Here is a 14,369-nt window from a genome sequence, read left to right as displayed (position 1 = left end):
ATCAGAGTCGGTCGAGCAGCAACCTTCGATTGGTCTCGAGCATTTCGATTTCGGTGGAATACACTTCAACCACCAACCCATCGGGATCTTCGAAATACACGGCAGTGCGGACATTGTCCGGACCCTGGTGATAACCCGGGGATGGGCCATTGCCCTTGACCAGGGTAATAGTGTCGTCGGCAGCGACCTTGTCGGCGATGCGCCGGACATCCTCCGGCAGCGCCCGGATACCGATGTGATAGCCTTGCGGGTAAGAAAATTCGCTATTGTGCTCGATAAAGAAGTCGAATCCGTTCAGTTCCATGACCACTTTGCGCGGCCCCAGGTTGTAGCAATACCGCGCGCCGAAGATTTCGCGGTAGAACGCCTGGGAGGCCTCCAGGTCACGGGTCAGGATATTGATATGGGCCATTTGCGGCCGTTGGGATTCCTGGGCGGCCGCCGCGATGGACACCCCTTCCAGGGCACGCCACATCTTGATCGCTGCGGTGAATTTGGAGAAGCCGGCCAGCCAATGCTTGACTGTTTCCTGGGACACGTCCGCGTCATTATTGAGCGCAAGCGCATGGGGATAGACGAAACACGCGGCGTGCTGCAGCCATATCGCGCTCAGCGGTTCAGCAATCGGTTTGACCGCCGTGCCTTCGTGCAGGCGAATGACGCTGACCGCTTTGTTACGGTAGACGTCAACCAACGCCTTGAGCCGAGCGTCCAGTGCATCAGGGCTATCAGCGGCTGACACCAGCAGGATGAGCCCGTCAGCCTCAGGTAGCCGGGCATTCTCTACGGCAGCGCACAGTTCAAAGCCGGCATTCTTGGCGCAGTTGTTCAATGCCCCAAGAAACGCGCTCATGCGCGCCGCTGTGTCAGCGGAGTACAGGGTGATAAACCGCAACATCAGCCTACCCTCCTCTCAGCACGACGACCCATCAGCAGGCTGTAACGCCCGATAGGCTCTTGCGTCACCTCGAAACCCTGGGCAGCTATCTGCTCGGCGATCCAACGGGTGGGGTGCAACTCGCCATGCACCGTGTTGACCATCATGTGCAAGGAGAAGTCTGCCGACAGTGCCGGATGAATCTCATCACTGTCCAGGGTCATGCTCAGCACCAGCAGTGAACCACCGTCATTCACCAGTTGCGCGGCCGAACGCAGCAACGCTTGGGTTTCTTCGCGAGTGAAATAGTGCAGGCAGTCATTGACCATCACCACGTCTGCACGCTCGCCTTCGTAACGTGCCAGCTCCAGCAAGTTGCGCTCCTTGAACGTAAGGCGCCCCGCCAACTGGTATTTTTCGAGGGTGCTTTCAGCCGACTGGCGTGTGGCTGCCAAGTCCCAGATCTCACCCTGGACCTGGGGGTGACGGCGTGCGATTTCAGCGACATAGGTGCCGTGCCCACCGGCCAGGTCGATGACCTTTTTAGCGCCGGCGAAGACCGGCAATGCTTTGAGTACATCGACCATGGGTTGGCTGAAGCGCACCATCGCATCGTTAAAGGCATCGCGTGCGGCGATGTCGTGCTTGAAGCGATTCTCTTGTTGGAAATCCATGGACTCGGCGCTGCTGAGGATATCCCCCAGGCGTGGCCAGTTCTGCCACTGCAAGCGCTGGTGGTCAATAATCGGGCCGATGAACTCAACGCTGTGGCTGACCAGAAAACGCTGGGACAGAGGCTGATTGACGTAGGTGTCCTGGTTTTTTTTCAACAGGCCCAGGGCAACCAGGCCATTGAGGAAAATTTTTGTCTTGTTGGTGACCCAACCCATTTGTTGACTGATGGCGAGGGCGGTGGCGGGCTGGGTTGTTTGATCGAAGATCCGCTGCGCTACGGCGAAGTGGAGGATGGCGGACTGCCGATACTGGTCGGAAAGCTTCACCAGATCGACCACGCTGTTGAGGGCCGTAATCTCTTCCGCGTGCTCATAAATAGTTGTCGGTTTTTGCACAGTCATACTGATTCTCTTCCTTGGGTATTGTTATTTTCACTGACGTCGGCAAGTGTTGGGGGCTTGGGCGCAGTGTGTATTTAACGGTCCGGAGTCGTATGCAACTGAACGTGTGGCCAGAGGCTTCCAAAAGCTCGCTACCAGCCTAGCCCTAAGAAACACAAAAGCAAGGACGGCCTTTTATAATTATTCGGAATCAGTGCGATAATACTTATTCTATTTATTAATTATTTTCCTCGTCCGCAAAACTGACTATGCTCATGCCCTCTACCCTTACGCAATGGATGGCGCCAAAGGTCGACAAACTTCAGTGACGTGCTCACTCCCCATGGTTACACGCAATTTATGACCTCCAGACCCACTGACGACACCCAGTCATCCACTGCTGATCGCATTCTGTTTTTGCTCAAAACCCGTGGCCCACTCAAAACCACCGAACTGGCTTCCTTGCTGGAGCTCACCTTTGAGGCCGCCCGGCAGCAAATCCAGAAGTTGCAGACATCGGAGCTGATCGTCGGTGTTTCGGCGCCCACCCAAGGGGCAGGTCGCCCCTCCTTGAAATGGGCGCTCACCGACACCGCGCAAAACAAGTTCCCCGACTCCCACAGCGTCTTGACCCTGCACTTGATCGAGTCCATCGAGGGCGTTTTCGGCAGTGACGGCGTCGAAAAAATCATCACCAGCATGGAAGCCACCAATCGCCAGGAGTATGTCCAGGCGTGTTCGCACGCTTCGACTTTGGAAGAAAAGGTCGGCATTCTGGTGCGTATTCGCGAGCTGGCTGGCTACATGGCGCATATGGAACCCGAAGGCAAAGGATGGTTGCTCATTGAAAACCATTGCCCGATTTGTGCTGCGGCGCGTAAATGCCAGGGTTTCTGTCGCTCGGAGTTGCAGATATTCCGTGCAGCGATGGGCGATGACGCGAGTGTCGAGCGTTGCGAGCACCTGATCTCTGGCGACCGACGCTGCGTCTATAACATTCAGCCACTCACCTGAACTCGCTTGTTCTTAACGCTTCAGCAGCCCTTAAAGGAATAAGGCATGACGCCAACCCTCGACTTGCTCGCCAGCCATCGAAGTGAACGCAGCTACCACGCAACGCCCATCAGTGACGAGCATCTGAACGCTATTTTGCGCGCAGGCCACCAAGCCCCAACGTCATTCAATGCCCAGCATATTTCGGTGGTCGTCGTGCGCGATGCGCAGACTCGCCAGCGCATCGCAGACGTGGCTGGCGGCCAGCCCTGGATCGCCGCAGCGCCGGTATTCATCACCGTGGTGGTGGATTTTCACAAGACCGCCGTCGGCGCCGCACTCAATGGAAATGAACAGCAGATCCAGCGTCACCTCGAAGGCATGATCGCCGCCAGCACCGACGGCGGCATCGTGCTCAGCACCATGATGATCGCTGCACGCTCGCTGGGGTTGGGCGTAGTACCCGTCGGTGGTATTCGCGCCAACGCCCTGGAAATGATCAAGATATTGGACCTCCCCCAGGATACCTTCGCCCTGTGCGGCATGGTCCTGGGGCACGTGCGTGTACCCGCAGCACAGAAGCCGCGGATGTCCATCGACACGTTTTGTCATTATGAGCGTTACAATGGCGCTGCGCTGGCGCCGGCCATTGTTGCTTACGACCAACATCTCATGCGTCACTGGCAGATCATCGGGCGTGCAGAGGGTCAGTCCTGGTCCAGTACCATTGGCCGCACTTACGCGCGTAATTACCGTGCCGACCTCAAGGCTCAACTGCTCACCAATGGTTTGGCGGTCGACTGAGGCTCTTTGCGTCCCTTAAAGACGGCGCCGATATGTGCGTTGTGCATACGCCATTCTCAAACGTCATAATCCTGCGTTTTCCTACATGGTAATCTCACAAGCCTATCAATAGGCATTGATCGTATGTCGACAATGGCCCCAACCAGGAAAGATCATGCCAAAAAAGTCCCACAGCGCCCTGCGTCGTAGTTTCCGTGAATTGCTTGCAACGCCTGCGTGTGTTGAAACCGCCTCCGTTTTTGACCCGATGTCCGCGCGTATCGCCGCAGACCTGGGTTTTGAAGTCGGCATCCTCGGCGGCTCCGTTGCATCGTTACAGGTACTGGCCGCGCCCGATTTCGCACTGATCACCCTGAGTGAGTTCGTTGAGCAAGCCACCCGTATCGGGCGTGTTGCCCAGTTGCCGTTCATTGCCGACGCCGACCACGGCTACGGTAACGCGCTGAACGTGATGCGCACCGTCGAAGAACTTGAGCGTGCCGGTGTGGCCGCGCTGACCATTGAAGACACGTTGCTGCCCGCGCAGTTTGGCCGCAAGTCCACCGATCTGATCTCCATCGAAGAAGGCATCGGCAAGGTCCGTGCTGCGCTGGAGGCTCGTGTTGATCCGGAGCTGTCGATCATTGCCCGGACGAATGCCGGTGTGCTGCCAACCGAGGCGGTGATTGAACGCACCCTGGCCTATCAGAAAGCCGGCGCCGATGGGATTTGCATGGTGGGGGTGGCGGATTTCGAGCATCTGGAGAAGATCGCGGAGAACCTGACGGTGCCGCTGATGTTGGTGACTTATGGCAATCCCAAGCTCAATGACGCCAAACGCCTGGCCAGTCTTGGCGTGCGCGTGGTGGTTGCCGGTCACGGTGCCTACTTTGCCGCGATCAAGGCGACCTATGACAGCCTGCGTGCTCAGCGCCAGTTGACCCACAGCACCGATAACCTCAGCGCCACCGAGTTGACGCACACCTATACCTTGCCGGAAAACTACGTGGCGTGGGCTGAAGAGTTCATGGACGTCAAAGAGTAAAGCGCCCCGCTCCGCTTTCCTTGCAGGCAAAAAAAGTTCCAACGCCCCGGTTGATCAATGGCTGTCGGGGGCGCTGGAACAAAACGGGAAAACTGAATAAAGCTACTGGTTTTAAGCGATCCGGGCGCCTGCCTGCAGGAACCTCAGGATTTCATAGGCAATCAGTTCGGGCGCCTCGCGCTGCGGAAAATGCCCCACCCCCTCGATCACGACCCGTTCGTAGTGCCCGGAAAAGAACGGCTCACGGCCCTTGGAGCTGTCCGGGTGATTGCACGTATCGGCACCGCCATGCAGGACCAGAGTCGGTAGCGCCAGGACCGGAGCAGGAATCAGCTTCAAGTCCGCGGCATCCGACGCTGCGTCACCGTCAACGAATCCCCATCGATGACGATAGGAATGCAAGACAACCTCCGCCCAATCCAGTCCCTCAAATGCACGGCTGGCCGTCTGGAAGTCGTCCTCCGTAAACCATCCGGCAGGTGACCAGGTTTCCCACATAGTGCGGGCGAATTCATGCCGGTTCTGCTCAACCGCTTCGCGCCCCCTGGGTGTCGCCATGAACCAGTGATACCAGTAGTTCCGGGCTTGCTGGAGGGAAATGGGTTGATGAGGATCATTGGTCCCGTAGCCCACCGACACCATCACCAAGGCCGAAGCAACACCCGGCCGGAGCCCGCAGGCGCTGGCGACTGCCCTTGCTCCCCAGTCGTGGCCGACCAGCACGGGCGCTTGCAAATCCAGGGCGTCGATAAAATCCAGCAGATCCAGCCCTAAGGTTGCCAGTGCGCCACTGCGCGGTGTGTCGACATCGCGGAACGTGGTGGGCGCAAACCCTCGCAGTGCCGGTGCCAACACACGAAAACCGGCATCAGCCAAGGCCGTTGCGGTACGCATCCAGGTTTCAGGACTGTCCGGCCAGCCATGCACCAGGACGGCGACCTTGTTCGAACCGGGGTTCCATTCCAGATAACCGATGTTCAACAGCGGTGTGGACACAAAGGCGTAACTCATGACGTTTCAGGCTCCAGGCAATTAGCTCAGACAGATGCTATCGCCACGAAACAAACTGATTCATGATGAATATCGACTGATTGACAATATTTTGAGGTGAATGCCGTGAGTCTGGACAATCCCGCCGTCTCCCTGGATATCTCCCTGCTGCGGACCTTTCTGACGGTGGTCGATTCAAGCAGTTTTGCCTCCGCGGCAGAGGTGTTGGCCATCACGCCTTCGGCCGTCAGTGGCCATATCAAGCGTCTGGAGGACGACGTCGGTATCCGGCTGCTCACCCGGACAACTCGCCGCTTGGCGCTGACCCCTGAGGGAGAATTGCTCTACACCTACGCACGAAACATTACCTCGCTCGAGCGGGAGTTTCGCGCAAAGTTGCGCGGCTCGCATGTCGAGGGCCGAATTCGTGTCGGCTCTTCCGAGGATTTCGCTGGCACGTGGCTGGCAGAAGTGCTGCAAACTTTTGGGCGCAGCTTCCCGCGCACGGCCATTGAAATGAAGGTCGGCATCACCTCTGATCTGCTGCAACAACAGCAGCAAGGCAAACTGGATGTGGTGTTCGGCAAACAGTGCAGCAGAGTCACGGATGAGGGCGATCTGCTGTGGGAAGAACCGCTGGTGTGGGCGTTCAATTCAAAGGCCGTGCTCGCTGACGACGGCCCTCTTCCACTGGCCGTATTCCCGGAGCCCTGTGTGTACCGTGAAGCCGCCATCCGTGCATTGTCGGGTGCAGGGCGACCCTGGCGGCTGGCGTTCGAGAGCAGCAGCATGGCCGGTTGCATTTCCGCTGCCCTGGCGGGCTTTGCCATTGCGCCCTTGGCCCGCAGCCAACTGCGTGAAGGGCTTATAGCGCTGGGGCCGGCTGAAGGGCTGCCGCCCCTGGCGAGTGCACGCTTCTATGCGTTTTACGACAAAACCGAAAGCCCTCTCAGAGCGCTGGTGGACGCCGTCAAAGAGATTGGCAGGCGCCGGCGCTTTATCGCGCAATCATTCCAAACCACCGGTTAGTTCAAAAAGTACCCGTGCTGCGTTTTTTAGCGTGTATCCCTGCTGTATCGTAAAACCGATACACGCTTTCAAATCATTGCAACGAGGCAGTACCGTGAAGAGGATACGCAACAGGGTCAGGGTCCACGGCGTTGTACTGTCAGGCTGCTTGTTAGTTGCAACATGCACTCAGGCCACCCAGGCCCCTCTCCCCGTCTATGGGCTATATAACGTTGCAGATTCGCTGAAAAACAACATGCAACAGCCGTATTACACGGCCCCTTACTTGCTGTCTGATGCACTGGCCTCCCGCCAGGGCATTGCCTTGGTTGTTTGCGTACAAAGGGCCTTGGCGCAGAGAGAATATTACACCGGGGCTATAGATGGCATCGTCGGGCAGGAAACAGAAACCGCGTTGTTTCTGTTTCAGATGGACCTGGAGTTGAATATCACCGGCAGCATTAACTCCGCGACCTTGGAAAAACTCAATATCCACACACCTGAATGGTTTAGTCAGTAAGTCATTCGCCCACTGCCTTCCTCCTTCCTCTCTACGCCATGCACTTCTACAGGCGAGGATCTTGCCTGTCTGAGTTTCAAGCAACCTCTATAAGTTCAAGTTCTATGAACCCTTCTATTACTGGATACCCCTGGCGCTTTCGAGTGGTCATTTCACTCTTCGCAGCGTTGGTCGCGTTAATCTCCTGGCGCATCCTCGATTTGCAAGTCATCAACCGGCAGTTCCTGATAAAACAAGGGGATGCACGTAGCCTGCGCTATCTCCCACTCCCCGCGCAGCGCGGCCTGATCACCGATAGAAATGGCGAACCGCTGGCCGTCAGTACACCCGTCATCTCGTTCTGGGCCAACGCCAAGGAACTTGCGATGGCGCAAGACAAATGGCCGTTGCTCGCGGTGTTGCTGGAGATACCTGAGACCCGGCTGGCAGCCTTCCTGGAGAAGAATGCGCATAAAGAGTTTGTTTATCTGAGCCGTCGCCTGCCACCGGATAGAGCCGAGGCGATCACCCACGGGGTCCATGACAACCACATTCCTGGCGTGTATAGCCTGGAAGAATCCCGTCGCTTCTACCCGGCAGGCGCCCTCACTGCCCATGTGGTGGGGTTTACCGACCTCGACGATAAAGGCAGCGAAGGCGTCGAATTGGCGTTCGACAACGTGTTGAAAGGGGTTGCGGGACGCCAGCAAGTCCTGAAGGACCGCCGGGGCAGCCTCATCCGCGACCTGGGAACTGCCAAACCGGCAAGGCCGGGGCAGGATCTGGCGCTGTCGTTGGACCTGCGCTTGCAATACATGGCAAACCGCGAGCTTCAGGACGCCATCAACGCCAATGATGCCTTCGCCGGCAGCGTGGTCATCATGGACGTCAGGACCGGCGAGGTCCTCGCCATGGTCAATTACCCCACCTATAACCCCAACAACCGAAGCCATCTCCAGCCAGTGATGATGCGCAACCGGGCCTTGATTGATGTGTTTGAACCGGCCTCGACGATGAAGCCCTTTTCCATGAGCGCGGCGTTGGAGTCCGGCCGTTGGAAGCCTACCGATACCGTCGAGGTCGGCCCGGGGATCCTGAAGATCGGCAGATACACGATCCGGGACCTGTCCAGGACCCAAGGACCGGTATTGGACATGACCGGCATCCTGATCCGGTCAAGCAACGTGGGAATGAGCAAGGTGGCATTCGATATCGGCGGTGAAAAGGTCTTCGACCTGATGCGCCGTGTCGGCCTGGGGCAGGACACCGGGCTGGGTTTCCCTGGTGAGCGCGCCGGCAACCTGCCCAACTACCGGGAATGGCGCCCAGCCGAGACCGCGACGCTTTCATATGGGTATGGGTTGTCTGTTACGGCTGTCCAATTGGCCAAGGCCTACGCGATCCTGGCGGACGGTGGCAAAAGTGTGCCGATCACCCTGCTTCGCCGGTCGTCGGCGCCCGTCCCGGTGCAGGTGATCCCACAAACGGTCGCCGATACCCTCAAGCACATGCTGCAACAAGTCATCGAAGCACCGAAGGGCATATTCCGGGCCAAGGTGCCTGGCTACCACGTGGCCGGTAAAAGCGGCACGGCACGCAAGACGAGCACGGGTGTGAAGGGCTACACAGCGAACGCCTACCGCTCGATCTTCGCCGGGTTTGCGCCGGTGAATGACCCTCGGTTTGCCATCGTGGTGGTCATCGATAACCCACGCAAAAATGGCTATTTTGGCGGGTTGGTATCGGCCCCGGTGTTCAGTCGGGTCATGGCAGAAGCTTTGCGGGTGTACAACGTTCCTCCTGACAACCTGGACGCAAACACGCGTTAGCCCAAGCGGGCCATGACGAAGTCGACAAATACCGCCAACTTGGGCAGGGACTTTTTCTGGCGCGGATACACGATTTGGACGGGCTTGGGCTCTGGCAGGAATGCCTCCATGATGCTGACCAGCTTGCCCTCTTTCAGGGCATTGGCGACTAGAAAGTCGGGCTGCATCAGTATGCCGTTACCTGCAATGGCGGCCTGGAGCAGCACCTGGCCGTCATTGCTCTTCAGCACTGCGCGCTCTGGCCAGGGAAATTGCGCGTCGCCACTCTTCAGCGACCAGGCAAATGTGTTGCTCCAGGAGGTGTGCGTCAGAATAGCGTGGGTGCGTAACGCCTCGGGCGTGGTGGGTGCTTGCTGCGCCTGAAGGTACTGAGGCGCCGCACAGATCACCATGCGATAAGGAGGAAGGGGTTTGGCAATCAGATTGGCCTCGATCAGTTCGGAAATCCTGAAGCCTATATCGAATGAGCTTTCATACAGGTCCATGACCTCGTTGCTCAGGATCAGCTCGATCTGGATGTCCGGGTAAGCGCGCATAAACTCCGAGACCAACGGCGCCACCAGGGAAACCCCCAATGTCATGGGCGCGGTGATGCGCAATAATCCGCTGGGTTTGCCGGTAGAGGCCTCAACCAAGTTGTAGGCGTATTTGACCTGTTCCAGCGCGAGCTTGGCTTCTTCATAAAACAGCCGGCCCTCGCCAGTCACCGATTGGCGTCGTGTTGTCCTTTGAATCAATTTGGTGTTCAGCGTGTTTTCCAGGCTTTGAATATGCCGGCCTACCATCACGGCTGACATGCCCACCAACAAGGCGGCATCGGCAAAACTTCCGGCTTCTACAACCGCAACAAATACTTCCATCTGCCTGAGTTTGCTCATGAGCGAATCTTCACACCTCAAAAAACGACGCTAACAACAAGGCCGCAGAAAAATACGCACGCTTGTTAACTTCGTCAACACTCACTATTGGGACTATGACTTTGTAAGTTAAATAACGGCGTATTCATTACTTCAAGTTCGACTATTGCTAACTAACGCTACTTTTCTACCGTGAAACGCAAACACTGGATTGCTAACCTCAGGTTAGTAGATAGCAAACGGCCGGTCCATTTATTGCTGGCGCGTTTATGCATAGAGTCATCCGTCATCACCCTGAGCGACGAGGCTTTTCCCATGCAAACCCCACTGGATACCGCACTCAGTGCCTTTCCCAAGGCCGACCTGCTGCAAGGCCCTACCCCTATTCAGCGGGCGTCTCGGTTGGAACAGCACTTGGGATTGGTCGAACGAGGCATTGGCCTGTATCTCAAGCGTGACGATTACATGCTCATCGGCGGTGGTGGCAACAAGCTGCGTAAGCTGGAATTTCATCTGGGGGCTGCGCTCGCACAAGGCATCGACACGATTATCACCGTGGGCGGTATTCAATCGAACCATGCACGCTTGACCGCCGCCGTCTGCGCAAGTCTGGGAATCGCCTGCGAATTGGTGCTCACGCGGTCCGTGCCCAAGACGGAGATTGAGTATGAGCTCAACGGCAATGTCCTGCTGGACCAGCTGTTTGGTGCCGAAATGCATGTGCTGGACAAGGGCGCTGACGCGTTGGCCATGGCCGAGGTCAGGGCTGAGCAACTGCGCAAAAAAGGTCGCAAAGTGCTGGTGATTCCAACGGGTGGGTCGACGGCTGCAGGTAGCCTGGGCTATGCGCGCTGCGCCGGGGAAATTGTCCGGCAGGAAGCCTTGCTCGGTTTCGCTTTTACTCAAGTGATAGTGCCCAATGGCAGCGCCGGCACCCATGCGGGGCTCGCCGCCGGGTTCGAGTGCCTTGGCAGGGGCGCAGAGACCGTGAAGTCCTATTCCGTGCTCAGCGACCAGCCAGCCAGTGCGACCCGCACATTGCAACTGGCCCAGGACACGCTGGCATTGCTCGGCAACAAAGCGGAGTTAAGCGCAGGGGCCATCCATGTCGATGGCAGCCAATTGGGTGAAGGTTATGGCGTGCCGACCCAGGCCATGGTGGAAGCCGTTCGCCTGATGGCGCGTTGCGAAGGCTTGCTGATCGATCCGGTGTACTCGGGCAAAGCGTTCGCAGGGCTAGTCGCCGACCTGCGGCAAGGGCGCTATCGCCGTGGCGACAACGTGTTGTTCATCATGACGGGTGGCACGCCTGGGTTGTTTGCCTACCGCGAGGCATTGACCACGGCCTGAAGAACGCTTGCCCCGCCTAAGGCAGGGCTTCGAAAATAGGCGCCATGCGACTGCGAGAACGGAGAATATGCTCCTTCATCGCATCACTGGCCGCCTCTGCATCTGCGGCCAACAGCGCCTCGACGATCAGCCCATGCTCCAGACGTGCCTCATCCGTGACATGGGTATGAAAACGCAGGCGGAACAAGTGCATGTGGGCATGCAGGCGGGACAAGGTTTCGGCGACCAGTTCGTTGTCGCCGAGCTGGATGATCCACGCATGGAAGTCCGCGTCATGCACGGCAAACTTCCCATACGCCACTTTAGCGTCGTCGGTGGCGGATGACTCCATCCGACGTGTCAGCTCCAACAGCGTATCGCGCTGTGCATCGTTCATGTTTCTCGAGGCCCTGGCCACCATGTAGGGCTCAAGCATCAGCCGCATGTCGTAGATTTCTTCGAAGCGCTTACGCGAAGGCATCGGCGCCGCGCTGTACCCCACGTTATGCGTCTTGATCACCAGCCCTTCGGTTTCCAGGCGGATCAATGCCGCGCGGATCGGCGTCTGCGAGACGTTCAGCTCCCTCACCAAAGCATCCACCGACATGCGGCTGCCTGGCGCGATCTTCAGGGAAATGAGCTGGGAAAGCAGTGTTTCGTAGACCTGATCGCCCAGGGACGTCGAGCGAATGATTTCCGGGGCGGACGATGAACCGGCGTTGGCAAAGGAAGAAGTGACCACAGCAAGCCTCTCGAAAAAATCGTTGACACCATGGTATCGCCCGATTAGCTTAAATCAAATCGTATTTCCGATCGGATTTTATTTAAGAGGGCAAACGCTTGGAAACCATCAGCATCGATCTGGCTCTTTCAACCAGCATCAGGGCCCTCGAAAAGGCCGGCGTCGCGCCCGAAAACGCGAAGATCCAAGCCGACCTGCTACTCGAAGCCGAGCTTCGCGGGCGTGCCTCTCACGGCCTGCAACGCTTGCCTCGCATCATCCAGCGCATTGAAAACGCAGTAGCCGATCCCGATACCGTCGGTGTCTCGACCTGGAACGGCACGAGCCTGCTTGAAGTGGATGGTTGCAACGGCCTGGGCCCCGTCGTGGCGTTCAACGCCCTCGCGCAGATTTCGGCACGGGCTCGGGAAACCGGCGTCGCTGCGGCAACGGTCAGCCACTGCAATCACATCGGCATGCTCGCCCTCTACGCGCAACGCATTGCCGAACAGGGCCAGATCCTGATCGCCATGACTACCAGCGAGGCACTCGTGCATCCCTGGGGCGGGCGCAAAGCCATGATCGGCACCAACCCGATCGCCATCGGCGTACCGGCCACTCCCCTGCCCTTTGTGCTGGACATGGCCACCAGCCTGGTTTCCATGGGCCAGGTGCACGACTACGCCAATCGCGGCCAAGCCCTGCAGCCAGGTTGGGCGTTGGACATCCATGGCGACCCGACACTGGACGCCAAAGCCGCACGGGACGGCGCTATTGCCCCGTTCGGCGATGCCAAGGGTTATGCCTTGGGCCTGGCTATCGAAGTGCTGGTTGCCAGTCTGACCGGCTGCGGGTTGGGCACCGACGTCAAAGGCACGCTGGACAATGACCAACCGTGCAACAAAGGCGACATTTTCATCGTCCTGCAACCGGCACACAACGCCGCGCACACCATCTCCACCTACCTCAATGCCATCCGCGAATGCGAACCGGCCAAGGCTGACCGTCCGGTGCTGGTGCCGGGCGATCGTGCCCACGAGGTTCGCCGTCACAGCCTGGTTGACGGCATTCGCCTACCCGCCGGTGTCTGGCAACAAATTCGAGTCTACGCGGGCGAGTAAGCCGCCTGCCTTGTGAAACAGGGGAACCCAATGAACAACAATAATTTCGGCCTGACGCGCAGCCCAAGCGCGATTCTGTTTGGTGACGGCCAACGTCATGCACTGGGGCGCGTCACGGCACACGTGGGTCAACGTGCGCTGATCTGCACCGATGAGCGCTTGTCGATTTCGCCGTTGCTGGAGGAAATGCTGCAAGACCTGACCAGAAACGGTGTCGCCTACCGCGTGTTCGATGGCACGCAACCCGAGTTGCCGTCCGATGGCATCGAAACCTGCGTGCAGGAACACCGTGCGTTCAACCCGGATGTCGTCATCGGCCTGGGCGGTGGCAGTTGCCTGGACATGGCCAAGCTGGTAGCCCTTTCGCTGAGCCACGGCGGATCCCTTGAACACTACTACGGAGAACTGAAGGTGCCAGGGCCGGTGCTGCCGGTCATCGCGATTCCAACCACCGCCGGCACCGGCTCCGAAGTGACGCCGGTGGCGGTGATGGCCGACAAGAAGCGTGACCTGAAAGTCGGGATCTCTTCGCCTTACCTCATCCCGCACATCGCCCTCTGTGATCCGGAACTGACCGTCACCTGCCCTCCGGGGCTGACAGCCCTGTCCGGCGCCGATGCACTGACCCACGCCATTGAAGCCTTCACGGCGGTGGCCAACCCGGCAGATCCCCTGCTCTCGCAAAGCCGTGTGTTTGTCGGGAAAAACCTGCTCAGCGACCAACACGCCCTCACCGCCATCAAAGCAATCTTCGAATACCTGCCACGGGCAGTCGAGAATGGCGCTGACCGGGAAGCGCGCAGCCAAATGATGTTCGGTTCTCTTCAGGCCGGCCTCGCGTTTGGCGTTGCCGGCACCGCCGCTGCCCATGCGATCCAATATCCGGTTGGCGCACTGACCCATACGGCCCACGGCCTGGGCGTGGCGGCGTTATTGCCGTATGTGATGCGCTTCAACGCCGAAACCCATCTGCACGCCTACGTCGCGATCGCCCGTGCGATCGGCATCACGACGGCATCCCCCGAGCAAGCCGTCGATGAACTCATTCATCAAACCCGGCAACTGCTCAACCGCATCGGCATTCCTCGCACCCTTGCCGACCTCGGGGTCCAGGAAAGCCAGCTGGATTGGATTGCCGAGCAGTCACTGCTGTCGGCGCGACTGATCAACAACAACCCCCGTCGCCTCGAATTGGGCGACCTGCAGCTGCTCACCCGCCGCGCGTTCCACGGCCATCTTTGACAACTCAACCACGCAGGTAG

General features: G+C 58.4%; 14 protein-coding genes. 9 read left to right on the top strand and 5 right to left on the bottom strand.

What is annotated here, in order from left to right; translation table 11 throughout:
* Nucleotide 1 precedes the first annotated feature (1 nt).
* Together HX793_RS09985 and HX793_RS09980 are read right to left on the bottom strand one after the other, a co-directional pair.
* Nucleotides 2-898 carry a VOC family protein gene (locus HX793_RS09985; RefSeq protein ID WP_177049572.1) on the bottom strand — a complete coding sequence of 299 codons (897 nt, stop codon included), beginning with the start codon at nt 896-898 and terminating at the stop codon, nt 2-4.
* Nucleotides 898-1,953: a methyltransferase gene (locus tag HX793_RS09980; protein WP_177061833.1), complete on the bottom strand. Its 1,056-nt coding sequence runs from the start codon at nt 1,951-1,953 to the stop codon at nt 898-900. Before HX793_RS09980 ends, HX793_RS09985 begins: the two co-directional genes overlap by 1 nt.
* Nucleotides 1,954-2,292: 339 nt before the next feature.
* Between HX793_RS09980 and HX793_RS09975 the strand changes: the two genes are divergently transcribed.
* The 3 genes from HX793_RS09975 (at nt 2,293) to HX793_RS09965 (ending at nt 4,753) form a co-directional block, all read left to right on the top strand.
* Nucleotides 2,293-2,946: a helix-turn-helix transcriptional regulator gene (locus HX793_RS09975; RefSeq protein ID WP_095016248.1), complete on the top strand. Its 654-nt coding sequence runs from the start codon at nt 2,293-2,295 to the stop codon at nt 2,944-2,946.
* Nucleotides 2,947-2,991: 45 nt separating this feature from the next.
* Entirely contained in the window at nt 2,992-3,729 is a 738-nt protein-coding gene (locus tag HX793_RS09970; protein WP_016975728.1) for a nitroreductase family protein, read from the top strand.
* 154 nt (nt 3,730-3,883) lie between these two features.
* Nucleotides 3,884-4,753, top strand: coding sequence for an isocitrate lyase/PEP mutase family protein (locus tag HX793_RS09965; protein ID WP_016975727.1), 870 nt, complete (start codon nt 3,884-3,886; stop codon nt 4,751-4,753).
* A gap of 111 nt (nt 4,754-4,864) precedes the next feature.
* Here the strand turns inward: HX793_RS09965 and HX793_RS09960 are convergent, their stop codons facing one another.
* On the bottom strand, nt 4,865-5,764 hold the full coding sequence (locus HX793_RS09960; protein ID WP_177049566.1) for an alpha/beta fold hydrolase: 900 nt from the start codon (nt 5,762-5,764) through the stop codon (nt 4,865-4,867).
* A gap of 105 nt (nt 5,765-5,869) precedes the next feature.
* On the opposite strand from HX793_RS09960, the gene HX793_RS09955 reads away from it, so the two are divergent.
* The 3 genes from HX793_RS09955 (at nt 5,870) to HX793_RS09945 (ending at nt 9,079) form a co-directional block, all read left to right on the top strand.
* The gene (locus tag HX793_RS09955) at nt 5,870-6,772 is read left to right on the top strand and encodes a LysR substrate-binding domain-containing protein (RefSeq protein ID WP_177061834.1); all 903 of its coding nucleotides are present in this window, start codon (nt 5,870-5,872) and stop codon (nt 6,770-6,772) included.
* A 235-nt stretch (nt 6,773-7,007) separates the two neighbouring features.
* Nucleotides 7,008-7,271: a peptidoglycan-binding domain-containing protein gene (locus tag HX793_RS09950; RefSeq protein WP_157742069.1), complete on the top strand. Its 264-nt coding sequence runs from the start codon at nt 7,008-7,010 to the stop codon at nt 7,269-7,271.
* A gap of 104 nt (nt 7,272-7,375) precedes the next feature.
* Nucleotides 7,376-9,079: a peptidoglycan D,D-transpeptidase FtsI family protein gene (locus HX793_RS09945; RefSeq protein WP_177049562.1), complete on the top strand. Its 1,704-nt coding sequence runs from the start codon at nt 7,376-7,378 to the stop codon at nt 9,077-9,079.
* Here the strand turns inward: HX793_RS09945 and HX793_RS09940 are convergent.
* Nucleotides 9,076-9,957, bottom strand: coding sequence for a LysR family transcriptional regulator (locus HX793_RS09940; RefSeq protein WP_016975723.1), 882 nt, complete (start codon nt 9,955-9,957; stop codon nt 9,076-9,078). The genes HX793_RS09945 and HX793_RS09940 overlap by 4 nt on opposite strands.
* A gap of 294 nt (nt 9,958-10,251) precedes the next feature.
* Here HX793_RS09940 and HX793_RS09935 point away from each other — a divergent pair, with 294 nt between their 5' ends.
* The gene (locus tag HX793_RS09935; protein WP_177049560.1) at nt 10,252-11,286 is read left to right on the top strand and encodes a D-cysteine desulfhydrase family protein; all 1,035 of its coding nucleotides are present in this window, start codon (nt 10,252-10,254) and stop codon (nt 11,284-11,286) included.
* A gap of 16 nt (nt 11,287-11,302) precedes the next feature.
* Here HX793_RS09935 and HX793_RS09930 read toward each other — a convergent pair whose 3' ends face one another.
* Nucleotides 11,303-12,007: a GntR family transcriptional regulator gene (locus HX793_RS09930; RefSeq protein WP_016975721.1), complete on the bottom strand. Its 705-nt coding sequence runs from the start codon at nt 12,005-12,007 to the stop codon at nt 11,303-11,305.
* Between the two features lie 98 nt (nt 12,008-12,105).
* Here HX793_RS09930 and HX793_RS09925 point away from each other — a divergent pair, with 98 nt between their 5' ends.
* Nucleotides 12,106-13,107, top strand: a complete 1,002-nt coding sequence (locus HX793_RS09925; protein ID WP_177049558.1) for an Ldh family oxidoreductase — start codon at nt 12,106-12,108, stop codon at nt 13,105-13,107.
* 30 nt (nt 13,108-13,137) lie between these two features.
* Nucleotides 13,138-14,349 carry an iron-containing alcohol dehydrogenase gene (locus HX793_RS09920; protein WP_095016239.1) on the top strand — a complete coding sequence of 404 codons (1,212 nt, stop codon included), beginning with the start codon at nt 13,138-13,140 and terminating at the stop codon, nt 14,347-14,349.
* Nucleotides 14,350-14,369: the final 20 nt, after the last annotated feature.

Origin of the sequence: Pseudomonas reactans, assembly GCF_013387025.1 — a bacterium.
GTDB lineage: Bacteria > Pseudomonadota > Gammaproteobacteria > Pseudomonadales > Pseudomonadaceae > Aquipseudomonas > Aquipseudomonas reactans.
This window is presented reverse-complemented; position numbering and strand designations above follow the sequence as displayed.

Bases quoted from the DNA above. Each gene is read 5' to 3' on its own strand.
- HX793_RS09985 (WP_177049572.1), bottom strand. From the start codon at position 898: ATGTTGCGGTTTATCACCCTGTACTCCGCTGACACAGCGGCGCGCATG.
- HX793_RS09980 (WP_177061833.1), bottom strand. From the start codon at position 1,953: ATGACTGTGCAAAAACCGACAACTATTTATGAGCACGCGGAAGAGATT.
- HX793_RS09975 (WP_095016248.1), top strand. From the start codon at position 2,293: ATGACCTCCAGACCCACTGACGACACCCAGTCATCCACTGCTGATCGC.
- HX793_RS09970 (WP_016975728.1), top strand. From the start codon at position 2,992: ATGACGCCAACCCTCGACTTGCTCGCCAGCCATCGAAGTGAACGCAGC.
- HX793_RS09965 (WP_016975727.1), top strand. From the start codon at position 3,884: ATGCCAAAAAAGTCCCACAGCGCCCTGCGTCGTAGTTTCCGTGAATTG.
- HX793_RS09960 (WP_177049566.1), bottom strand. From the start codon at position 5,764: ATGAGTTACGCCTTTGTGTCCACACCGCTGTTGAACATCGGTTATCTG.
- HX793_RS09950 (WP_157742069.1), top strand. From the start codon at position 7,008: ATGCAACAGCCGTATTACACGGCCCCTTACTTGCTGTCTGATGCACTG.
- HX793_RS09945 (WP_177049562.1), top strand. From the start codon at position 7,376: ATGAACCCTTCTATTACTGGATACCCCTGGCGCTTTCGAGTGGTCATT.
- HX793_RS09940 (WP_016975723.1), bottom strand. From the start codon at position 9,957: ATGAGCAAACTCAGGCAGATGGAAGTATTTGTTGCGGTTGTAGAAGCC.
- HX793_RS09935 (WP_177049560.1), top strand. From the start codon at position 10,252: ATGCAAACCCCACTGGATACCGCACTCAGTGCCTTTCCCAAGGCCGAC.
- HX793_RS09920 (WP_095016239.1), top strand. From the start codon at position 13,138: ATGAACAACAATAATTTCGGCCTGACGCGCAGCCCAAGCGCGATTCTG.